The organism is Lacticaseibacillus suihuaensis (assembly GCF_054785075.1).
On the sequence record NZ_BAAGBJ010000001.1, the window covers coordinates 415544 to 437706 of the forward strand.

A 22163-nucleotide genomic window follows, 5' to 3' on the forward strand; every position below is an offset into this window, starting at 1 on the left:
CCACCCCATGACGTTTTGGCAACGACTGACCGTTAAGCCCGACCTGGACCGAACGCTTTCGGCCGACCACCAGCTGGCGCGAACGCTGACCACCCGCGACCTGATTGCCCTGGGCATCGGAGCCGTCATCGGCACCGGCATTTTCATCCTGCCTGGCACGGTCGCGGCGACCACCAGCGGTCCCGGCATCACGCTGGCCTTCGTGCTGGCCGCCGTCGTCTGCAGCCTGGCCGCGATGTGCTACGCGGAGTTCGCCTCCGCCTTACCGGTGGCCGGCTCCGCCTACGCTTACGGCAACATCGTGTTCGGCCAGGTGTTCGGCTGGATCATCGGCTGGGCCCTGATTCTCGAGTACATGCTGGCGGTCGCGGCGGTTTCCACCAGCTTCGCCGCCTACTTCCAAAGCCTGCTCAGCGGCTTTCACCTCGCTTTGCCCCACGCCTTGGCCGGCGCCTTCGACCCGGCCCACGGCACCTACGTCAACTTGATTGCCGTGGTGGTGGTGCTGATCATCGGCTTTATGCTGTCGCGCGGCATGTCGACGTCGATGAAGGTCAACCGGGCGATGGTGGTGGTGAAGCTTGCCATCATCGGCCTGTTCGTGGTTGTCGGCGCCTTTTACATCCGGCCGCTGAACTGGCAGCCCTACCTGCCCTTCGGCTACAAGGGCGTGTTGGCCGGGGCATCGTTAGTGTTTTTCGCCTACCTGGGCTTTGACGCCGTGTCGGCCTCGGCGCCGGAAGTGCAAGACCCGCAAAAAACGCTGCCCCGCGGCATCATCGGCACCTTAATCATCGCCACGTTACTGTACGTCGCCGTGGCGGTGGTGTTGACCGGCATCGTCTCTTACACACGACTTGACGTCGCCGACCCCGTCTCCTTTGCGCTGGCTTTGATCCACCAGCCGCAGCTGGGCGGCATCATCGCGGTCGGCGCCTTGGCCGGTATGTTCACGATGATGGTCACCATGATCTACTCCTCCAGCCGCCTGGTTTACGCCATCGGCCGCGACGGCCTGCTGCCGGCCTGGTTCGGCCGGGTTCGTCACCGGCTGCCGGAAAACGCCCTGTGGACCGTCACTTTGATCATCGCGGTGATGGGCGGCCTGGTGCCCTTGACCCAGCTGGTCAACCTGGTCAACATCGGGACGCTGATCGCCTTTGCCTTCGTGTCCCTGGGCATCATTCCGCTCAGGCGCCACGAGCACATTGACAACCCCGGCTTCAAGGTGCCGGGCTACCCGGTGGTGCCGATTATTTCGTTTTTGTTTTGCCTGCTCTTGATGAGCCAGCTGAGCCGCGAAACCTGGCTGATGAGCCTGGTGTGGTTCGGGCTCGGCCTGGTGGTGTACTTCGCCTATGGCTTCCGCCACGCTGTCTCTAACCTTTGATCACAACCGTTGCAAGCGCCTTTGACCAGGCGCTTTTTTGCTGGGCGCGATGGTGAGCTTAAAATTTGACGGCCACCCTGGCAGGGCTTACACTGGCTTCAGATGATTATCTTAGGACGGGGAGGCGGCTGCGATCACAGCCGTAGTAATGCCACTGTCTATGGGGAACGGTCCGGGACATAAGCATTCCCAGTACCCCACTCATGCCATGCCGAACCTGGCAACAACGCCGACGTCTTCGTGCAACGGCCCCCTCCGATTGAGGCCGACCACCAGGGTGTGGACCACCATCCGCCTGCCGCACAGTCCGGTGCCTACTCGCTTGCGAGGTAGCTGCGGTGCCGAACTGACAGGGGGCTTGTCCCAAGGCACCGCGCAGCAGCGCGGCCGCCGCGCGGAGCCATCGGCACAAGAACGCAAGTCACCAACAAAAATAACCGAGGCTGCCGCGGGGTTACCCCTGCGGTGGCTTCGGCGCGTCCGGCGCCAGCACGGCGCCGGCTTTTTTGCGTCGTCGCAACACAAAAAACGCCTTCGCGGTGAGCGAAGGCGTTCGAGTCGGCAAGCCGTCAGTCGACGTCGCCGTTTTGCAGGCGGTACATATCGTAGTAGCGGCCCTTTTTGGCCAGCAGCTGCTCGTGATCGCCTGATTCGATGATGCGCCCGGCATCGAGCACCAAGATCAGGTTGGCGTCCTTGATGGTGGACAGGCGGTGGGCGATGGCAATCGTCGTGCGGCCCTTGCGAATGCGGCGCAGGCCCTCTTGAATCACGGACTCGGTTTCGGTGTCGATGTTGGCCGTGGCCTCGTCGAGCACCAGAATCTTGGGATCGGTGACCACGGTTCGCGCGAAGCTCAAAAGCTGACGCTCGCCGCTTGAAAACTGGCTGCCGCCTTCGATCACCCGGGCGTGGTAGGTGTTGGGCAGCTTGTCGATGAAGCGATCGGCCTGCACGAACTTGGCGGCGGCGACCACCTGCTCATCGGTGATGTCTTCATTGAAGAGCCGAATGTTCGAGCTGATGTCACCGTAGAACATGAAGGCGTCCTGCAGTACCAGGCCGAGCTTTTGGCGCAGTTCGGGCATCGGGTAATCGCGGATGTCGACGTCATCGATCAGAATCTCACCGGTGCCGAACTCGTAAAAGCGCATCATCACGTTGATGATCGAGGACTTGCCGGAGCCGGTGTGGCCGACCAGCGCCACGGTTTCGCCGGGATTGGCGACGAAGCTGATGTCGTGCAGAATCTCGTGAACGCCGTCGTAGGCGAAGCTGACGTGGCGAAATTCGATTTTGCCGGCCGCGATGGTCGCGCTGGCGCCTGGGTTTTGACTCGGGGCGTATTCGGTGTTGTCCATGATGCGGAAAATCCGGCTGCCGGCGACCACCCCATCCTGGAAGCTCGACAGCGAATCCATCATGTTGGTCATCGGGTTGAAGAAATTCGAGACGTAGGTCGTGAAGGCGTAGATGGTGCCGGCCAACACGAAGTTGCGCATCGACATGACCCCGAACGCCCCGAGCACCGCCACCAGCGCCAGGCTGTACAGCAGGTTAATGATCGGCGACAGCAAAAGCGAGTTGGTGCGAATCATCGCCGTGCGGGTGTCCAGGTACTCGTTGTTGGTGGTTTCGAACTCGGCGGCGATGCGCTTCTCCTGGCGGAACTGCTGGATGATGCCGATGCCTTCGATCGACTCGTTGAGCTTGGTGTTAAGCTCTGACAGCTTCTCGCGCATGTGGCGGTAAACCTTGCTGGAGTAGTGGCTGTAATACCAAATGGCGAGCAGCAGCACCGGCAGGAAGGCCAGCACCATCAGCGCAATCTTAGCGTTGAGCTTGTACATCATCGCAAAGCTTGACACGATGGAGAACAGGCCGACGATCACGCTCAAGATCACGTTCCAAAAGTCGGTCATGGTCATCGTGTCGTTGGTCACACGGCTGACGATGGAGCCGGCCGGCGTCTGGTCGAAGTAGCGCATCCCCAGCGTGTGCAGCTTCTTGAACAGCTGCCGCCGCACGTCTTCCAGCCCCCGCTCGGCCCCCATCGAAAACAGGAAGGTTTGAAAGAACTGGAACAGGGCCTTGATCAGGGTGCCCAAGGCGTAAAGCCCCCCGAAGGCGAAAATGATCGCGGTGGTCGCGCTCATTTTGCTCAGATATTGGTTCATGTAGTACTGCAAGACCGCCGGCAGCGCGACGTTGGCCCCGGCCAGCAGCGCGGCGGCCAGCAGCGCCCCCAAGAACTGCTTCTTGTACGGCCGCGTGTAACCCAACAGCCGCTTCATGATGTGAAGCTGCTCCTTGAACGGGATGCTCTTCGCCCAGGCGCTTTCGTATTTAGCCAAGTTGTTCACCTTCAATCTTTTGTTCGAGTTCCTGCTTGGCCCACATCTCGGCGTACCAGCCGTGGTTGGCCAACAAGTCGCTGTGGGTGCCGCGCTCGATCACGTGACCGTCTTCCAGCACGATAATCTCATCGGCATGCATGACCGACGACAGCCGCTGGGCGGCGATGATCGTGGTTTTGTGGTCGCGAACGCTCTTGAGGTTGGTCAGAATCTCGTTTTCGGTCTTCGCGTCGACCGCCGACAGCGAGTCGTCGAGAATCAAAAGCTCCGGCGTCGTGATCACCGCTCGGGCGATGGAAAGCCGCTGCTTTTGCCCGCCCGAAAGCGACACGCCGCGTTCCCCGACCAGGGTGCCGTAGCCTTCCGCGAAGTCCAAGATGTCGTTGTGAACGGCGCTTTCCCGCGCCGCCTCCTCGACTTCGCCTTGCGCCTTGGCAAAGCTTGAGAAGCGAATATTGTCGGCGACGGTGGTGGAGAATAGGAAGTTGTCCTGCGGCACGTAACCGATCGAATCCAGCAGCGCGTCCAGCGTGTAGTGCCGGATGTCGTGGCCGCCGAACTCGATCACCCCGTCGTAATCGTCAAATTCGCGCAAAAGCAGCTTGAAGATCGTGCTCTTGCCGGCGCCGACGCGCCCGACGATGCCCAGCGTCTGCCCCTCAGGCAGCGAGAAGTGGACGTTGACCAGCGTCGCGTGGTCGTCGCCGGGATAGCTGAACTTGTTGACCTTGAAGCGAATGTCGCCATGCGCTGGCGTGGCAATCGCGTCGGGCGCCTCGATGATTGCGCTTTGCTCTTGCAGCAGCGCGTTGACGCGGTCGTAAGACGCGTTCCCCCGCTCCAAGATGTTGAACAGCCGGCCGATGGCAAACATCGGCCACACCAAAGAGGCGACGTAGGACACGAAGGAGACCAGCTGGCCGATGGTGATCTGGCTGGAGAGCACCAAGTGACCGCCGTAGACGATGGTGATGACATAGGTGATGCCCATGATCACGCTGGTCGTCGGGTCGAACAAGGCGTCCAGGAAGTTGACCTTCTTGTTGATCTGAATGGTCTTGTCGACGATTTGGTTAAAGTCGGCGGTGTCTTCTCGCTCCTGGCCGAAGGTCTTGATCACCTTGATGCCGGACACGGATTCTTGCGTCTTGTCGTTCAGGCGGGAAAAAGCCGCTTGCGACCGGGCGAAGGCCTCGTGCAGGCGCATCCCGAGCTTGCGGGCCATCACCGCCAGAAGCGGCATCGGCAGGATCGCCAGGATGGTCAGCCGCCAATCGACGAACAGCACCATCGCGACGATCGTGGTGCCGCCGGTGATGATGGAGTCAAACAAGGTGAGGATACCGGCGCCGGCCACGTTTTGAATCGCGTTCAAGTCGTTGGTGGCGTGGGCCATCAAGTCGCCGGTGCGGTGGCGCTGATAGAAGGTCGCATCCATCTTCATGAAGTGCCAAAACAGGCGCGTTCGCAGCGTTTTTTCCAGCTTGGCCGCGCCGCCCCAGATGGCGTTGCGCCACCCGAAGCGAAACAGGTACTGCCCGACCCCGGCGGCCAACAGCAGCACGAGCCACAGCAGCAGGCGATCGGTGGTTAAGCGCTTGCTGTCCATCGCATCGACCAAGGTCCCGATCACCTTGGGTGGGATCAGGTTCACCAGGGCCACCAGCACCAGGAACAAGATGCCAAGCCCGTAGCGCTTTTGCTCCTGGCGGAAGTACCAGCCCAATTTTTTGAAAATACCCATGACTTAGGCCCTCCAATAATGAGATTGTTCGAGAATGATAATGATTGGGTGACATGTTGCAGATAATGACGTGAGAATCCCCCGCTTACGGGCAAAACAAAACGGTTCGACCCCAAAACAGGGGGCCGAACCGCTTCCCGAGCAGTCTTACTTCGAACGCTTTTGCGCCTGCTTCATCTGCTGCATCATCTGGTTCAGCTTCTTTTCGGAAGGTTTTTGACCCATCGATAGCATCATACTGCGCATCATGTCCTCGTTAACTGGGGGGTTATCGCGGAAATATTTTTTCATATAAGCTCGGGCCCCGAAGAAGCCTGCAACGGCCCCTGCCAGAATCCCGAGGATCAGTCCTAACACGAATAGCATCGTCGATCCTCCCCTCTGCAAAATTTCTCAACAGTAACATTGTACAAAAGCTGGCGACGCTTTGAAAGCCTAATCTTTCCGCAGGCCGCGTTTGCGCTGAATCGCCTGCAGCTTCTCCGGCGTGATCTCCTTGCCGGCCTTGTTGTAAAACGCAGTGGTCTCAAGCTGCTGGCGGAACCCGGCGCGAAAGTCGGCCAGGTAGGCCTCACGCAGCGCCTTGCGCTCCGCGACCTCGGCTTCGGTGAGGCCGAATTCCTTGTCTTTTTTGGCCAGTTCGTTGATGCGATCCAGCCGTTCTTGTGGTTGCTGTGCCATGATGCTGCCTCCTTTTAGTTGAGGTGAATCTCCCCGACCCGGTAGCCGGCCGGCTGCTGGCCGGGAAACGGCGCCGCGGCCAGCATCGCCTGGTACTCCAGCGCCCGGGGCCGCGAGCGAAAGCCCTTGATCAGCTTGGCCGGGGCCTCGGGCTGATCGTAGTACACCACGTAGATGATCTGATCCAAGGTCAGCCCTCCTTCCCGGTGACATCAAAAAAGGCCGCAAACGCGGCCCCTTTGTCTTAACGACGCTTCTCTTTGATACGAGCAGCCTTCCCGCGCAGCGCACGCAGGTAGTAGAGCTTCGCACGCCGAACCTGGCCGTGACGCACAACTTCGATCTTTTCAACGCGTGGGGTGTTCAGCGGGAACGTCCGCTCAACGCCGACACCGCTGGAAATCTTGCGGACGGTGTAGGTGGCCGAGATGCCGGAACCGCGACGCTTGATCACAACGCCTTCGAAGATCTGGATACGTTCGCGTTCGCCTTCGACAATCTTGGCGTGAACACGGACGGTGTCACCAGGGCGGAAGTCTGGGATGTCGTCACGCAGTTGCGACTTCGTGATTTCTTGAATCAATGGGTTCATTGAAATTTCTCCTTATACCGACATTCATAATCGTCCCGATCAGCGGAACATCGTTACTGTTGTGGGGTTGCCACAAGATAGTAGTGTAACACACGCGGTGGTTGAAGTAAAGCCGGTTACTCGAAGACGAACTGGTTGTGGTACAGCTCGGCGTAAAAGCCCTGGGCCGCGACCAGCTCTTCATGCGTCCCCTCTTCGATCACCTGGCCGTCCTTGAGCACGACAATCTTGTCGGCGTTCAGGATGGTCTTCAGCCGGTGGGCGATGACGAAGCTGGTGCGACCGGCAATTGCCGCCTCCATCGCCCACTGAATCTGCTGCTCGGTCACCGTGTCGACGTTGCTGGTCGCCTCGTCCAGAATCAAGATGGCCGGGTCGGTCAGAATCGTCCGGGCGATGGAAATCTGCTGCTTTTGGCCGACCGAGAAAACCGCGTTGCTTTCGTCGACATGCGTCTCGTACTGCTCGGGCAGGCTCATGATGAAGTCGTGAATGTGCGTGGTCTTGGCCGCGGTGATCACCTCAGCCATTGTCGCTTCGGGCTTGCCGAAGCGAATGTTGTCGGCGATGGTGCCGGAAAACAGCACGGACTCCTGCAACACGATGCCGACGCGCGACCGCAGCGAATCCAGGTCGAATTCGCGAATGTCGGTGCCGTCGTAGCGAATCGCGCCGGCGTCGACGTCGTAGAAGCGGTTCATCAGGTTCATCACCGTGGTTTTGCCAGATCCCGTCGGGCCGACTAAGGCCACCATCTGGCCGGGTGCGACTGCGATGCTGACGTCTTTCAAAATCGGCTTGCCCGGCAGGTAGCCGAAGTCGACGTGGTCGATGTGAATGCCGTCGCCGATGTGATCGAAGGGCTTGCCGTTGACCGGCCGCACCTCGTCGGGCTCGTCGAACATCACGTTCAGCCGCGTCGCCCCGGTGACCGCCAGCTGCAGCTGACCAAAGGAGCTGGAGATCTGCATGATCGGGTTGTAGTACTGCTGGGCGTATTGGATGAAGGTCACGACCAGCCCCAAGGCGGCCGCGGTGCTCAGGCTGGCATCGTTAAGCGCGATGCGGGTGCCGAGGAAAATCACCAAGGCGGTGGTCAGCAGCGAAAAGCCGTTCATCAGCGGGAAAATCATCCCGGACCAGGCCTGAGCGGCGAACGTCGAGCGCTGCACCGCCGCGTTTTTGGTGACAAAGCCTGAGATCGTCTGTTCTTGTTGACCCTGCACGATGATCGCCTTTTGGCCCGAGATTTTCTCGTCCATGTAGGCGTTCAGGTCGCCGACCTGCGTCTGCTGGCGGTCGGTGTAGCGCTTGGCCTGGGCGACGATGATCACGGCGCAAAGCACCGCCACCGGGGTCGTGGAGACGGTGACCCAGGCCAGGCTGACGTTTTGGCGGAAAATCATGATGATTAGGCCGACGAACAACGCGACGTTGGTGGTCACGTTGACCGCCGCCTGGTTCAGCGTGTTTTGGATGTTGTCCAGATCCGAGGTGAACCGCGCGAGGATGTCGCCGTCCTCGTGGCGGTCAAAGTAGGCGATGGTCATGCGCTCGAGCTTGCCGAACAGCCCCTTGCGCATCCGGTTGGTCGCATGCGCCACGATGCGGGTGAACAACAGCGTATACAGCAGCTGCGCCACGCCGGTCATCACGTAAAAGGCCAACAGCTTCCACATGGTGCCCAGAAAATCGGCCTTGCTGGCGGCGCTTGACAGTGCCACGTGGTGCAGGCTTTGAATCGTGGTGCCCTTGGGCAGGTTGGCCAGCACCGAGGCCGGCACGTTCGCGTCGGTCAGGTGCTGCCAGGCGTCTGGCATCGCGGCCAGCTGCTGGAGGCCCTTGATCGTGGTGCCCTTGGGCAGGCTGGCCAGCACCTGGCTTGGCACGTTCGCGTCGGTCAAGCCGCTGGCGGCGACGGTGTGGCCGCTGGCCTGGCCGAGTTTTTCTGCGATGCCTTGCAAGGCGTCTTGCGCCTGGGTCCCGCCGGCCGCAATTTTTTGCAGCGCCTTGGTCGCCTCCGGGGCGTGCTGGTGGGTGAAGAAGTCACCGACGTAGGTCGACAGGTCGGTGATCGCGTCGCCCATCACCACCGGCGCCTTGACCTGCAAGTAGGTGGCCGCGACGATCAAAACCGCGATCAGCAGAAACTGCAGCTTGTACTTTTTGAGGTACAGGTAGAAGAATTTGATGGCTCGTTTGGTATCGCTCATCTTAAGCCTCCTTAGCCTTTTGGGTGTTGTAGATTTCCTGGTAAACCGGCGAGCTTTCGACCAGCTCGCGGTGCGTCCCCACCGCCACCAGGTGGCCTTCGGACAGCACCAGAATTTTGTCGGCGTGAACCACGCTTGAAATCTTTTGGGCGATGATGATGGTCGTGGTCCCCTTCAGCTCGCGGTTGAAGGCGTCTTGCACCAGATTTTCGGAGCGGGCATCCAAGGCCGAGGTCGAATCATCGAGGATCAAGACCTTCGGGGCCCCGATCACGCCGCGGGTGATCGACATCCGCTGCTTTTGGCCGCCCGAGAAGTTGTTGCCGCGTTCCTCAACCGGCGCGTCGTAACGCTCGGGCAGCCGGTCGATGAACTCGGCGGCCTGGGCGATGCCGGCCGCGCGGTCCATGTCACCGGCAGTGGCGTCGGGCTTGCCCTGCTTGAGGTTGCCGGCGATGGTGCCGGAAAACAGGATGGCCTTTTGCAGCACCATCGCCACGGTGGCCCGCAGCGTCGCCTGCGACACGTGGCGCAGGTCGACCCCGCCGACCAATACGCGGCCAACGGTCGGGTCAAACAGCCGGGGAATCAGCTGGGCCAAGGTCGACTTGCCGGCCCCGGTGGCGCCGACCACCCCGACCATTTCGCCAGGCGCCAGCTTGAAGCTGATGTCTTGAAGCGTCGGCTGCGCGTCATTGGGATAGGCGAAGGTGACGTGGTCGAACTCGACTGCACCCGTCAGGTCCTGGTCGGTCGTCGTGTCGTAGGTCATTGAGGTCTCAGTGTTCAAGACCTCCTGAATGCGGCCGATGGAGACGAAGCCGCGGGAGGCGAACATCGACATCATGCCGCCCATGATGATGGCGAACATGATCTGCATCATGTACTGAATGAAGGACATGATGCCGCCGAGCTGATCCTGGGCGACGCTGGCCGATTCCGTCACAAAGTTCGACACCAGCAAAATGGCGACGAAAATCGCCAGCTGCGAGATGATCGTGAAGGCCGGAATCATGGTTGAAAAGGTGTAGCCGACCGCCAGATTGTGTCCGTTCAAGGTGTCCGAGGCCGCGTCAAAGGCCGCTTCCTGGTTCTTCTCCTGCACGAAGGACTTGACCACCCGCGCCCCGCGCAGGTTGTCCTTGGCGATGCCGTTGATCTTGTCCATCAGGCTTTGGAAGGCCGCGAAGTGCGGCCCCATCCGCCCCATCGAAATGCCGGTGACCAAGACGATCAAGACCACCATCACGATGATGATCCACCACAGCCGCGGCATGGTAAGAATCGACAGGATGAAGGCGCCGATGAACAGCAGCGGCACCCGGATCAGCACCTGAAACACCATCATCAGAAGCATCTGAACCTGGTTCACGTCGTTGGTCATACGAACGACCAGGTTTTCGGATTTGAACTTCTCGATGTCTTCATATGAGAAGGTTTGAATCTTGCGGAACGTCTGCTCGCGCAGGTCGGCCGACACCGCCTGAGCGATTTTGGCCGCCGCCAAGGTGTTGAGCACCGAGCCGATCAACCCCACCGCCGCAATCACCAGCAGGCCGACGCCGTAGCCGGAGATGCGGTCGATTTTGCCAGTGGTCGACAGGCTCATGTCCGCCATCACGCTCAAAATATTCTTCATGTAACTGGGCTGCCACAGCGCAGCGCCGACCTGCAGCAGCATCGTGGCCAGGGCCGCGATGACTAGCAACTTGTATTTTCCAATCGCCTTGAATACCATCTTTTAGTTTGTCCTCCACAGGTGAGTCTCGCCTGGCCAACCAGGCGCAGCGAACTTGGATTATACGCCGTTTGCTTGCCGCTGTAAATTATTTTTTTATTTTTGTGAGTATCGCCCGTCCGGCCACGAAAAAAGCCGAACCCCTAATGGATTCGGCTTTGCTACGTACCCTGGTCAGTCGTCAGGGGCCACAATGGTTCGCGCCTCGCGCTCGACTTCCCGCAGCAGCTTTTGGGCATTCTTGTCTAGGTCCAGCTGGGCCAAGAGGTCCGGGCGGCGCTGGTAGGTTCGCCGCAGCGACTCCTTGAGCCGCCACTGCGCAATGAGCTGGTGATTACCGTTTTGCAGCACGGCCGGCACCGCCATGCCGCGGTACTCGGCCGGGCGCGTGTACTCCGGGTAGTTCAACAGCCCGTCTTCGAAGCTGTCGGTCGCCGCGCTTTCGGCGTTGCCCAAGACGCCGGGCACGAAGCGCAGCGTCGCGTCGATCATCATCATCGCCGGCAGCTCGCCGCCGGTCAAGACGAAGTCGCCGATGGAGAATTCATCGGTCACCAAGCTGCGGATCCGCTCGTCGTAACCTTCGTAGTGGCCGCAGATGAACACCAGGTGGTCGGCTCCCGCCAGCTCCTTGGCCGCGACGTGGTCGAAGCGCCGACCGGCCGGGTCCAGCAAGATCACGCGCTTGGGGCCGGGATGGGCCGCCGTCAGGTCGTCCATCGCCTCAAAAATCGGCTCGGGCTTCAGCAGCATCCCCGCGCCGCCACCGTACGGCGTGTCGTCGACGTGGTTGTGCTTGTCGTGGCTGTACTGGCGAAAATCGATCACGTCAAAATCCAGCAGCGACTTGTCCAGCGCCTTGCCGATGATGCTTTGGGTCAGCGGCGCGAACATGTCGGGAAACAGCGACAGCACCTCAATCCGCATCGTCGATCAGTCCTTCCGGCACGATCACCCACGCGGTGTGTGCCGTAAGGTCGATGCGCGACACCACGCTGTTCAAGAACGGCAGCAACACGTCGGGCTTCCCCGGCCGCGGAATCACCCACACGTCGTTGGGCCCCGGGCTCAGGATTTCGCTGACCTGACCCAGCACTTGGTCGTTTTGGTCGATCACCGTCAGGCCGATGATGTCGTGGTAGTAATACTCGCCATCACCCAGGTCCTGCATTTCGGATTCGGCCACGGACAGCACCTGGCCCTTGAACGGCAGCACCGCGTTAATGTCGGTGTAACCCTTCAGCGTCAGCAGGTACATGCCCTTTTGCTGGCGGCTTTGGGCGACTTCCACCGCCACGTTAGGGGTGGTCTCGATCACCAGCTTGCTGCCCTTGGCGAAGCGCGTCTCCGGAAAATCGGTGATCGGCACGACCTTGAGCTCGCCGCGGATGCCGTGTGTGTTGACGATTTTGCCAACGTGATAAAGGTTTGCCATAAACTCTCCTTATTGGTTATGCAAAAAACGGCCAGCTTTCGCCGGTCGTTTTTAGTCATGCGGCGCGTCCATGATGTTCAGGCGCACCCGCTTGGTATATGGTGATTTGACGGCGTAGACAATCGTGCGGATTGCCTGGGCGACCCGGCCGCTCTTGCCGATCACACGACCGACATCGTCCGGGGCAACCGTCAAATCAAAGGCCATGTAGTCCGCCGTTTCGTGCGGCGTGACGGTCACGGCCTCGGGGTGGGTGACTAATGGCGTCACGATGGCTTGGATCAATGCCGCGATGTCCACATTATCCCCTACTTCTTAGTGAAGCGCGCTTCGTGATACTTCTGCATCAAACCCTTGCTGGAAAGCAAGTTGCGAACGGTATCGGAAGGCTGTGCGCCTTTTTGAAGCCAATCCAAGATGCTGTCTTCGTCCAGCTTCAAGTCAACTGGTTCGGTCAACGGGTTGTAGTAACCGACGGATTCGATAAACCGGCCATCGCGTGGGGAGCGAGAATCAGCAACCACGACGCGGTAGAAAGGCTTACGCTTGGAACCCATCCGCTTCAAACGAATTTTAACTGCCATTAAGTCCACCTCCTGTAAATTTCTCAACCTCAAAATAATAGCAAAGATTCATAGGCGTGTAAAGAGGTTTTTCTTTACAACCCCAAAAAAATGACCAAATTTCCGCGCCGCCTACCGCTGAATGAACACCAGCTCGCGGTCGCTTGAGCATTCGGGGTCGAACCGGTAGCGCGGATCGTCGAAGCCGGTGACGCCGGCCAGCGTGGTCACCTGGTGCTCGGCCAAATACCGCACCATGGCGCCTCGCGCCTGCTTGGCCAGGGTGGCCTTGACCTTGGGCCGGCCGTCGACCAGCTGGGCGAACACCACCGCCACCAGCGCCTCGCCAGGCTTCAGGTAAGGCACCACGGCGCGGCTGTACTCCTTGGACGCCAGATCGAGCACCGGTCCGTGGCCGAAATCAAGCGCCGCATACAGCCGCGCCCCCCAAAACGCGTAAAGGTCGCGGTGATCACCGACGGCCAGCCGCTCGTCCAAAGACAGCCGGTACGGCACCACCCCGTCGAAGGGCCGAAGCACCCCGTAAAAGCCCGAGAGGATGCGCAAGTTGGCCTGCGCAAAAGCCAGCGCCGGTTCGGTGAACAGGTCCGGGGCCATCGCCTGGTAGGCCAGCCCACTGAAGGCCAACAGCGCCGGCGTCTGCGGTCCGGCCAAGGTGGTGGCCAAAAGCCTTCGGTAGGCCGCCTGCGCGAGCTGGTCGCTACAGCGCCAAAGCGCCTGGGCCTCCTTTAGGCTCAGCCGCTGCATGGCCGCAAGCAGCGTTGCGGCTTCTTGCAGGTACTGCGGCTGGCCCTGGACTGCGAAAGTGTCTTGAGCCACCACCATTTTCTTGGCGGGGGCGATGATGATTTGCATGGCGAACTCCTTTGCCTCCACGATACCGGTCGGCGGCCAAAAAAACAAGCGGCAAGCCGCTTGTTGTCTGGCGCTCAGTCCTCGATTGCCGCCTTTTGCCGGTTGATGGCGGCGAACTGCTCAGGGGCGAACTTCGGGGTGCGGTCGTAGTAGTACAGACCGTTGCGTTCCTGCTCGACGTCGTAAAGCTGGGTGTAGCAGAGGCTGCAGATGTGCGGGTTGGCCAGCAAGACCTCGGTCAGGCCGCGGTAGCGGGCGACAAAGGCCGCCGCGTCGGTCGGCTCACCGTAGCCCCAGGCCTCGCCTTGGGCGGCAGTCGGCGCCCACTTGATGCCGCCGTATTCGGACACCGCAATCGGCTGGCCGGCTTGGTAGTGCTGCCGGGCCGCGTGCTCGTCCCAAAAAGCGCCGTTTTGCGCCTGCTCGCCGTCGAAGTGCTGGGCCATCACCGCCGGGTCCTGGGCGTAGTCATGCACATCGTACAGATCGGTGACGCCGTGGTAGTTGCCGCTGGTGTCGACGCAAGGCCGCGTGGCGTCTAGCGCCTTGGTCGCCTGGTAGACGATGGCCACGGCGTCTCGCCGCTGCGGCCGCCCGTCGATGTCCCAGGTCTCGTTGAACGGGCACCAGGTCACGATGCTCGGGTGGTTCCAGTCGCGCTGCACGGCGGCCAGCCACTCCGGCAGGAAGTGGTAAAGCCCATCGGCGGCCGCCATGTCGATGCCCCAGCTGGCCATTTCGCCCCACACCAGGTAACCGGCGGCGTCACAGTGGTACAGGTAGCGCGGATCCACCACTTTTTGGTGCAACCGGGCCCCGTTGAAGCCGCAGGCCACGCTGCGCTGAATGTCTTGCACGAAGGTCTCATCGTCCGGCGCGGTGAAAATGCCGGTCGGGTAAAAGCCTTGGTCGAGCACCAGCCGCTGGAAGACGGACTTACCATTCAGGCGGAACTTCTCACCGTCAAAGGCGACGCTGCGCAGCCCGAAGTAGCTCTTGAGCTGATCGGCGCCGAAAGTGACCGTGACGTCGTACAGCCGCCCGTGCCCGATTTCCCACAGATGCGCCGCGGCCAGCGGCACGGCCACCGTGACGGTGCCACTCGCCGGGCCGACATGGGCTGTCCCCATCGCTTCTCCGGCGTAGCTCACCGCGACGGTCAAGTCGCCTCGCCCGGCCAAGGTCAGCTGGGCGGTCACGCTTTGGCTTGCGACATCCGGGGTCAGGTGCAGCGTCTCCACCCGGACCTGAGGCAGAAATTCCAGCCACACGGTCTGCCAGATGCCGGTGGTGCGGGTGTAATCGCAGCCGTGCGACTGGTAAAGGTGGCTCTGCTTGCCGCCCGGCTGCTTGCCGCTGCGAATGTCGTCTTGGGCGCAAACCACCAAGGTGTTGTCGCCGTCTTGCAGCTGGGCCTGAATGTCAAAGGCAAACGGCACGAAGCCGCCGTCGTGCTGGCCGACCACCTGACCGTTGACGAACACCGTGGCGTGGTAGTCGACCGCGCCGAAGTGCAGCCGCACCACCTGCTGGCGCTGGGCCGCGGTCACGGTGAAGTGGCGGCGGTACCACACCGCGGCCATGAAGTCGACGTTGCCGATGCCACTGAGCTGGCCTTCAGGCGGGTACGGCACCGTGATCTGCCGATCAAAGCTGGCCGTGGTTTCAAAGTGTTGGTCGCGGCCGGAGTCGGCGGCATCGATCAGAAAATCCCACTGGCCGTTCAGGTTCTGCCACTGGGTCCGTTGCATCATCGGTTCTGGAAATTCGGGACGAGGAATTGTCATGTTGCACCTCCGCTTTATTTTGACTCCAGTTTAGCGTATGCTGAGGCACAGACAAGAGTGCATTCGCTTACAAAAGTGAGGAATAACCGCATGAAGGAATTGATCTACAGCTTCTTACCCAGCCAGTTCGAAGACCCCGCCCTTTTTTGGATCGAACTGGCCGGGGTCACCTACCCCTTTGCCACCTACCATGTCGAGCGGCCCCACGCCGCGGTTTTTTGCCTCGAACACGTCGACGCCGGCCGCGGCGTGATTGAGGTCGACGGCACCCGCCACGTGGTGCAGGCCGGCGACACCTACCTGCTGCCGCTGGGGGCCGACCACCGCTACTGGTCCGACCCCCACGCCCCGATGCAAAAGCGCTGGGTGAACTTTGCCGGCGCGGTGCCGGTGCAGCTATTTGCCGCCTATCAGCTGGCCGGTCAGGTCGTGTTCGCCAATCTCGACACCGGCCCGACGCTCGACGGCTTGCTGCACAGCTGCGCCGATGCCACGCTGAGCCCGGCGGCGCGGGGGCTGGACGGCAGTTTGGCCATCCACCGGCTGTTTGCCGCCTTGCACGCCTTCGCCCAGACCCACGCGCGGGTGCAGCAGGCACCCTTAGCCACGGTGGTGCGGGGCTACCTCGACAACCACCTGGAAGAGCCGGTGACCATCGCCCAGCTGGCCGCCTTGGTCAACCTGTCGGCGTCACAGCTGACCCGCCAGTTCAAAAAGGCCTACCAAACCACGCCCTACGCCTACCTGCAAGACCGCCGCATCGCGATGGCCAAAACCCTGCTGCGCCACACCAGCCTACCAGTGGCCGCCATCGCCGCGCGACTGAGCTTCGCCGACGCCCATTACTTCTCCAACGCCTTCACCCGAGCCACGGGGGTGCGACCCGGCGAGTGGCGGCGCCAGGCGACGGCAGGCTAAGCCCCGGTGGCGGCCGGCTCACGCCAACCGGCCAAAAGCCGCCCCGCTGGTGGAACCGGCGCCACCGCCCGCACGCAAACAGCGCGACGCCCATTGAAGACGCCGCGCTGTTTTCACTTGCTGATGGTGGTGCCGATGACTTCGGTGTGGCCATCCTGGTAGGCGAAGACCGCCCCCAGGTGGGTCGGGTCATCCAGCCAGCCCGGCACGGCAGCGCCGGCGAAGAAGAGGCGTTTGGCCTCGAGCTCGCCTTGAATCGAGTCCTTGGTGAACACCGTGACGCCGGCCAGCTCGGTTTGAAGCGGGTAGCCGGTGCGAGGGTCCATCAGGTGGTGGTACTTCTTACCGTCCTTGACTAAGAACCGTTCGTAGATGCCGGAGGTCACGGCCGAGCAGGCAGGCAAAATCGTGCAGCCCAGATCGGTGTGGCGGGACTTGCCGGGGTCTTGCACCCCGATCACCCACTTGCCGTCCTCGCGCCGCGGGGACGCGCCGACGAACAGCAGGTTACCACCGAGGTCGATGATGCCGGCGGCGACGCCGTAGGCCCCCCACAGTGCCCGAATCTGATCGGCGATGAAGCCCTTGGCGATGCCGCCGAGGTCAAGCTCCATCCCCGGATGCGCCAGCTTCACGGTGTGAGTCTGATCGTCCAAAACCACGCCGGAAGGGTCGCTCAGGGCCAACCGCGCCGCAATTGCCAGCCCGTCCGGTACGTTGGCGCCGGTGAAGCCGATTTTCCACAGCTTGACCAAGGGTCCAATCAGCGCGTTGAAGCCAAAGTCTTCGCGGCTGGCCGCCGCGGCCGTGCGAATCAGGCCGTAAGTCGCGCTTGATACCGCCACCGCGGCGCTGCCGGCGGCGTGGTTGACGGCCATCACCTCCGACTGGGCCCGGTTGACCGTCAGGCGGTCCTCCTCGCGGTTGATCAACGCCGCCGCGGCATCGAGCGCCGCGTCGTCCAGCTCGCCGAACACGGTCAGGTTGATGCGTGTCCCCAAGGCGTGGAGGGTTTTAACTCGCTTCGTCGTCATTACAGATCGTACGTGAACGGACCGGGCTTGCCCGCCGTGGCCGGGCCTTCGGAGGCGCCGCTGGTCGCATCGGCCTTAGGGGCCGCTTCTTCCTCGGAGGCGCCACTGGTCGCATCGACCTGCGGTGCTGCCTCTTCCTCAGAGGCGCCGCTGGTTGCATCGACCGTCGGCGCTGGCGCTGCCTCTTCCTCGGAGGCGCCGCTGGTCGCATCGGCCTGCGGCGCTGGCGCGGCCGTTTCTTCGGAGGCGCCGCTGGTCGCATCGACCGTGCCGGTTTTGCCGTCGGCCTTGGAGGCGCCGGTGGAGGCATCGGACCAGCCGCCGTTCTCGTAGGCGGTCAAAATCGCCTCAACGGAGCCGGTGAACTCGATGGTACCCAGGTAGGTGCCGTCGACGTCGCGCAGCGCGTAGTACTGGATGTAGACGCGGTGGCCGTGCATCATCAAAGGCCGCGCCACGAAGTCGCGGGAGCCATCCTTGAAGCTGTTGATGATGCCCATCACCACCGGCAGCACCCGGGCCGGGTGGCATTGCGCCACGGTTTCGTTGAGCTGATCGACCGTGCGAACGTGCTCGCGGTTCGGCTTGTCAGAGTACCACGTGAAGTGATCCGTGTGGTCGATCAGGTCGATCTCAAAGGGAATGGTGCTGAAAATCTGCTGCACCTCGGTCAGCGTCAGCCGGCCGGTAGGAAACTGGATGTAGGTGCCATCGTATTCTGGTTTACTCGTCATGATTTATCCTCCTGAGTCCCGCAGCAACCGCCACCGGGACAAGTGTCATGGAAAAAGCCCAGTCAACTGGGCTTTTTTCTTACTCGCCGACCACCTGCAACAGCGCGGTGCGGCGCAAGAAACGCAACGGTCCAAGCCCGGCCGAGACCAACTGCCCCGCGGCCGACACGCTCACCGTCACCACCCGACCGCGTTGGTCCTCCGCCTCGTAGCAGCCATTAGGAGGTAACTGCTGCAAGGCAGGCGCCACAACTTGGTACGGGTGGCCCAGCAAGGCCTCGGCGGCGGCGAAGTCGCCGCGCCCGATCAGCTCGCGAATGCGGGTCGACGAAATTTTTTGGTGCGACGCGGTCAGCTTGGGCACCACCGTGGTCGTGAATCGGCCGGCGGCCAGCCCCGGCAGGGCCGCCGCCGTGGTGGTGCCGCCGCGGCCGAAGGTGTAGTCGAAGCCGGCCACCACCTGCTTGGCGCCAAGCGGCACCAGGCAGTCGGTCACGAAGGCCTGCGGGGTCAGCGCGGCGAAATCGCGGGTGAAGCGCATCACGTACAGGTGGTCGACCCCCAGCTGGGCCATCAGCTCAGCCTTTTGGGCGACGGTGGTCAGGTAGCGGACGGGGCGGCCGCCGAAAACGGAAGCGGCGTGGCGGTCGAAGGTCATGACCGAAAGCGCTAGGCCGGACCGCCGGGCGGCCAGCCGCGCCGTTTCGATCACGCGCCGGTGACCGCGGTGAACCCCATCGAAGAAGCCAAGAGCCAAGACGCAAGGCGCGACTTTTGAAAGTTGATGAAGCGATTGGTAATCGAGCGTCGTCACGTCCATGCGTCAAGTCCTCCTGACTACTTGTTCTTCTTGCCGCTTTTCTTGGCAACGGCTTGCGCAAGCTGCGCGTCCTTAGCCTCCTTGAGGAAGGCGCGGAACGGCCGGAGTGCCTGAGCATCGTACTTTTGCACGAATTCGTCGATCTGTTTTTGGTCCTGGTAGGCCGGGTCGATGAACATGTGCTGCGTAGTGAACGGCATCTTGTGCGTCAGCTTGACGTCGATGACCACCGGCAGATCCGTGTTCTTGGCGTCGTCGATTGCCGAATGGAATTCGGCCTTGTCGTGGACGGTGTAGGCCTTGGCCCCCATCCCCTCGCCGACCGTGGCCCAGTCGGTATCCGGAATGTCGACCCCGGACAGCGGCTGGTGCGAGTCGTCGCGCTGCTCGGCCTCGATGAAGCCAAGCGTGGCGTTGGAGAAGACGACGTTGACGATGTGCAGCCCGTACTTGGCCTGAGTCAAAATCTCCTCGCAAAGCATCGCAAACCCGCCGTCACCGGACAGGGAGTAGACGTCGCGGTCCGGGTAGGAAACCTTGGCCGCAATGGCGGCCGGCAGCCCGTAACCCATGGTCGCATACTTCCCGGAGGTGGTCCACTTCATCGTGTGCTTGATGTCCAAAAGCCGCTCGAAGTTGATGTTGACGTTGCCGACATCGATGGCCCAAACCGCCTTATCCGAAGCCGTCTTGTTCAGCACATCAAAGATGGGCTCCGGACGAACTGGGGACTCGCTGGAATCCTTGAAGCTGTCCTGCCAGTCAACCCAGTTCTTCTTGTTAGCGATGCAGGCTTCGTAAAGCGGTGTCGCCTTGGACTCGGTGCCGGCCTTGTAGATCGCCTTGAGCGCTTCTTTGGCATCGGCCAAAATGGCGACGTCGTTGTGGCGGCGCTTGCCCAGCTTGGTGCTTTCGATGTCAATCTGGATGACCTTGGCGTTCGGGTTGAACAGCATGCTGGCAAATGGCACATCGTTGCCGACCCACAGAATCAGGTCCGCGGCCATCGCGGCCTCAACGCCGGGCTTGGGCGCGACGCGGCCGGTGGAGCCGAGGTAGGCCGGATAGTCTTCATCCAAAACGCCCTTGGCCAAAACCGAGGAGATCAAAGGCATCTTGTACTTCTCGGAGACTTTGATCAGCTGCTTGCGAGCGTGCTTGGCACCCAGGCCAAAGTAGATGATCGGGCCCTTGGCCTGCTTGATCAACGCGACGGCCTCGTCGATGCGAACCGGATCCGGCTGAATCGCGTAAGGCGTGATCTGGGTGTTGGCGTTTGAGACGTAGTTGTCTTTGATCTGTGCCCAGCCGAAGTCCTTGGGAATCGTGACCACGGCCGGCCCCTTCTTCTCGTAGGCTTCCTGGATGGCCTCATCAATCACCTTCGGCAGGCTTTGGGCCGTCATGACGGTGCGGTTCCACACCGCGACGTCGTTGAAGATCGGCTCTTCGTTCATCGCCTGGAAGAAGTCGATGTTCATGTTCTTGGATGGCACCTGAGCGACGATGGCCAAAACCGGCACGCGGTCAATTTTGGCGTCGTACAGGCCGTTGAGCAGGTGAACTGCGCCGGGGCCGGCGGAGCCAAAGCAGACGCCGATTTGACCGGTGAGCTTCGCATCGGCCGCCGCGGCCAAGGCCCCGGCCTCTTCGTGGCGAACCTGGATGAACTTAATCTTATCTTGCTGGTTGTGCAGCGCGTTCATCGTGGAGTCGAACGAACCACCCGGGTAACCGTAAATGTGATTGACGCCCCAGGATTCGATGACCTTGAGGACGGCGTCGGAGCCGCTGATTGTTTGTGCCATAATGAGCCTCCTATGTGTTTCATCAAGAATGAAATCTGATTGCGGACAGTTGGTGATAACGGAACCGAAACGGACATGGAACCGCTTTACAAGGATTAGTTTAGCCTCCCTTCAAGGATTTGGCCATATCTACATCTATCCTGATTGTTTCCCCAAACTGACAAAACTGTATTAGTCGTCACCGCAAGCCACCGTGCTAACCCGCCTCCATTGTCCCCTTGCCCCCGACCGCTGGCAAGAAATCTGCTCACGTGGCCACCACTGCGCCACAACGGCCGCCTCGGCGACGGTTAACCGACGCGCCACCCGGCGATTAGACCCGGTCGCCTTCACCGCTAACGGCCGCGCCGGCGCCGTTCCCACTGGGCGGCGCTCAGCGGCCGGGCGGCGCCAATCAGGGCCTGGGCCGACAGCCGCAACCGGCGCCGCCCGTTGTGCTGCACCATCACCCCACCGCCCGGGCCCGTTGCCTGACCCAGCACCTCCAGCAGGTCGCCTGGGTGCAGCTTGACGTGACCGCCGGTGTGAACTGGCGCGAGCTGCTCCCAGTAGCGGTGATACCGCGCCGGGGCGGCGGCGAATTCCTGGGCCGACACCGGCTCGGCCTGCTGCAAAAAATCGAGCTCGGTCAGCCTCAGCCGCGGCCGCCAGCCCTTAGCCGCAATCAAGAGGCTGCCGGCCGGGGCCTCTTGCGCGAGCAGGCGAAACACCGCGCCGGCCGGCAACGGGTAGGCCCAAGGCACCCCGGGGCCGACCAGGCGCGTCCGGGTTCGCTCGCGCAACCGCCAGTACTCGTGATCAAATTCCGTCATGTCCTCACCTCCACCCCCAGACTACGCGCTTGGCCGCCGCCTTGGCGAGCAATCTGCTCGCCAAGGCGTGGTATACTGGGCCTGATGAAGCCATTCCAAAGGAGCGAACACATGAACGCAGCGAATCTGACCCTGCGGCCCCCCACCGCCGCAGACCACGACTTTTTCTGGCGCTACCGTAGCGACCCGCAGCTGGCCGCCGCCGAGGGCCGCCCGGTGGCCGCGACCCAGGCGGCCGCCACGGCCTTTTTGACCCGGCTTTTGGTTGGCGAGGCCGCAAACACCAGCCGCACCTGGCTGATTGTCGTGGCGAATACCCCGGTCGGCATGGTCGGCGCCTGGGGGTTTGATGACGCTCGCACCACCTGCGAGCTAGCTTACGGACTGCTGCCGGCCTTCCAGGGGCAGGGCCTGATGACGGCCGCGGTGACCGCGGTCGTTGCCCGGCTGTGGCACCAAGAACCCACGCTTGTTAACCTCGACTGCTATACCGGGGCCGCCAACCGGCCATCGCGGCGGCTGCTCGAGCGGCTGGACTTCGCGCTGGTCGGGCATCTGACAGAACCCAATCAGCTGAACCAGCCGACCGAGATGGTGCAGTACCGCCGACTGCGGCCGGACCACTGGTCGCGTTAATGGTCCAACCACCGAGGGGCCGGCC

The 22163-nt window shown here is 61.8% G+C and carries 21 protein-coding genes and 1 pseudogene; 3 read left to right on the forward strand and 19 right to left on the reverse strand.

Features of this window, described 5'->3' with window-relative positions; translation table 11 throughout:
* The first annotated feature begins 7 nt into the window (after positions 1–7).
* Complete coding sequence (locus ACYVRZ_RS01885; protein WP_461224308.1) at positions 8–1390, forward strand: APC family permease; 1383 nt, start codon at positions 8–10, stop codon at positions 1388–1390.
* A gap of 569 nt (positions 1391–1959) precedes the next feature.
* Here the strand turns inward: ACYVRZ_RS01885 and ACYVRZ_RS01890 are convergent.
* The 14 genes from ACYVRZ_RS01890 to ACYVRZ_RS01955 all read right to left on the reverse strand — a co-directional run bounded on the left by ACYVRZ_RS01890 (position 1960) and on the right by ACYVRZ_RS01955 (position 15376).
* Positions 1960–3684, reverse strand: a complete 1725-nt coding sequence (locus tag ACYVRZ_RS01890; RefSeq protein WP_461224539.1) for an ABC transporter ATP-binding protein — start codon at positions 3682–3684, stop codon at positions 1960–1962.
* A gap of 52 nt (positions 3685–3736) precedes the next feature.
* On the reverse strand, positions 3737–5491 hold the full coding sequence (locus ACYVRZ_RS01895; RefSeq protein ID WP_461224310.1) for an ABC transporter ATP-binding protein: 1755 nt from the start codon (positions 5489–5491) through the stop codon (positions 3737–3739).
* A gap of 147 nt (positions 5492–5638) precedes the next feature.
* The gene (locus ACYVRZ_RS01900; protein WP_461224312.1) at positions 5639–5857 is read right to left on the reverse strand and encodes a YneF family protein; all 219 of its coding nucleotides are present in this window, start codon (positions 5855–5857) and stop codon (positions 5639–5641) included.
* A gap of 69 nt (positions 5858–5926) precedes the next feature.
* Positions 5927–6172, reverse strand: coding sequence for a DUF896 domain-containing protein (locus ACYVRZ_RS01905; RefSeq protein WP_461224313.1), 246 nt, complete (start codon positions 6170–6172; stop codon positions 5927–5929).
* A gap of 14 nt (positions 6173–6186) precedes the next feature.
* Positions 6187–6360 carry a hypothetical protein gene (locus ACYVRZ_RS01910; protein WP_461224315.1) on the reverse strand — a complete coding sequence of 58 codons (174 nt, stop codon included), beginning with the start codon at positions 6358–6360 and terminating at the stop codon, positions 6187–6189.
* A gap of 56 nt (positions 6361–6416) precedes the next feature.
* Positions 6417–6764, reverse strand: coding sequence for a 50S ribosomal protein L19 (gene rplS / locus ACYVRZ_RS01915; RefSeq protein WP_225047490.1), 348 nt, complete (start codon positions 6762–6764; stop codon positions 6417–6419).
* 116 nt (positions 6765–6880) lie between these two features.
* On the reverse strand, positions 6881–8977 hold the full coding sequence (locus tag ACYVRZ_RS01920; protein ID WP_461224317.1) for an ABC transporter ATP-binding protein: 2097 nt from the start codon (positions 8975–8977) through the stop codon (positions 6881–6883).
* 1 nt (position 8978) lies between these two features.
* Positions 8979–10715: an ABC transporter ATP-binding protein gene (locus ACYVRZ_RS01925; protein WP_461224319.1), complete on the reverse strand. Its 1737-nt coding sequence runs from the start codon at positions 10713–10715 to the stop codon at positions 8979–8981.
* Positions 10716–10889: 174 nt separating this feature from the next.
* Positions 10890–11642: a tRNA (guanosine(37)-N1)-methyltransferase TrmD gene (gene trmD / locus ACYVRZ_RS01930; protein ID WP_461224321.1), complete on the reverse strand. Its 753-nt coding sequence runs from the start codon at positions 11640–11642 to the stop codon at positions 10890–10892.
* On the reverse strand, positions 11632–12150 hold the full coding sequence (gene rimM, locus ACYVRZ_RS01935; protein ID WP_461224323.1) for a ribosome maturation factor RimM: 519 nt from the start codon (positions 12148–12150) through the stop codon (positions 11632–11634). The genes trmD and rimM overlap by 11 nt, the downstream gene beginning before the upstream one ends.
* A 51-nt stretch (positions 12151–12201) precedes the next feature.
* Complete coding sequence (locus ACYVRZ_RS01940; protein WP_461224325.1) at positions 12202–12450, reverse strand: KH domain-containing protein; 249 nt, start codon at positions 12448–12450, stop codon at positions 12202–12204.
* An 8-nt stretch (positions 12451–12458) separates the two neighbouring features.
* On the reverse strand, positions 12459–12734 hold the full coding sequence (rpsP, locus tag ACYVRZ_RS01945; protein WP_225047495.1) for a 30S ribosomal protein S16: 276 nt from the start codon (positions 12732–12734) through the stop codon (positions 12459–12461).
* Positions 12735–12845: 111 nt separating this feature from the next.
* Entirely contained in the window at positions 12846–13589 is a 744-nt protein-coding gene (gene yaaA / locus ACYVRZ_RS01950; protein WP_461224327.1) for a peroxide stress protein YaaA, read from the reverse strand.
* 74 nt (positions 13590–13663) lie between these two features.
* Positions 13664–15376: a glycoside hydrolase family 2 protein gene (locus ACYVRZ_RS01955; RefSeq protein WP_461224329.1), complete on the reverse strand. Its 1713-nt coding sequence runs from the start codon at positions 15374–15376 to the stop codon at positions 13664–13666.
* 90 nt (positions 15377–15466) lie between these two features.
* Here ACYVRZ_RS01955 and ACYVRZ_RS01960 point away from each other — a divergent pair, with 90 nt between their 5' ends.
* Entirely contained in the window at positions 15467–16294 is an 828-nt protein-coding gene (locus ACYVRZ_RS01960; protein WP_461224331.1) for an AraC family transcriptional regulator, read from the forward strand.
* 113 nt (positions 16295–16407) lie between these two features.
* On the opposite strand, the gene ACYVRZ_RS01965 is transcribed toward ACYVRZ_RS01960, so the two are convergent.
* The 5 genes and pseudogenes from ACYVRZ_RS01965 to ACYVRZ_RS01985 form a co-directional block, all read right to left on the reverse strand.
* Positions 16408–17328: an FAD:protein FMN transferase gene (locus tag ACYVRZ_RS01965; RefSeq protein ID WP_461224333.1), complete on the reverse strand. Its 921-nt coding sequence runs from the start codon at positions 17326–17328 to the stop codon at positions 16408–16410.
* Positions 17328–18053: pseudogene (locus ACYVRZ_RS01970) on the reverse strand (PAS domain-containing protein); the annotation flags it as partial. The pseudogene ACYVRZ_RS01970 and the gene ACYVRZ_RS01965, both read right to left, overlap by 1 nt.
* Positions 18054–18141: 88 nt before the next feature.
* Positions 18142–18882 carry an FAD synthetase family protein gene (locus ACYVRZ_RS01975; protein ID WP_461224335.1) on the reverse strand — a complete coding sequence of 247 codons (741 nt, stop codon included), beginning with the start codon at positions 18880–18882 and terminating at the stop codon, positions 18142–18144.
* A 17-nt stretch (positions 18883–18899) separates the two neighbouring features.
* A complete protein-coding gene (spxB, locus tag ACYVRZ_RS01980; protein ID WP_461224337.1) occupies positions 18900–20690 on the reverse strand; it encodes a pyruvate oxidase in 1791 nt (596 codons plus the stop codon).
* A 335-nt stretch (positions 20691–21025) separates the two neighbouring features.
* Complete coding sequence (locus ACYVRZ_RS01985; RefSeq protein ID WP_461224339.1) at positions 21026–21502, reverse strand: hypothetical protein; 477 nt, start codon at positions 21500–21502, stop codon at positions 21026–21028.
* A gap of 111 nt (positions 21503–21613) precedes the next feature.
* Here ACYVRZ_RS01985 and ACYVRZ_RS01990 point away from each other — a divergent pair, with 111 nt between their 5' ends.
* On the forward strand, positions 21614–22138 hold the full coding sequence (locus tag ACYVRZ_RS01990; protein ID WP_461224341.1) for a GNAT family N-acetyltransferase: 525 nt from the start codon (positions 21614–21616) through the stop codon (positions 22136–22138).
* The last annotated feature ends 25 nt before the right edge of the window (positions 22139–22163 follow it).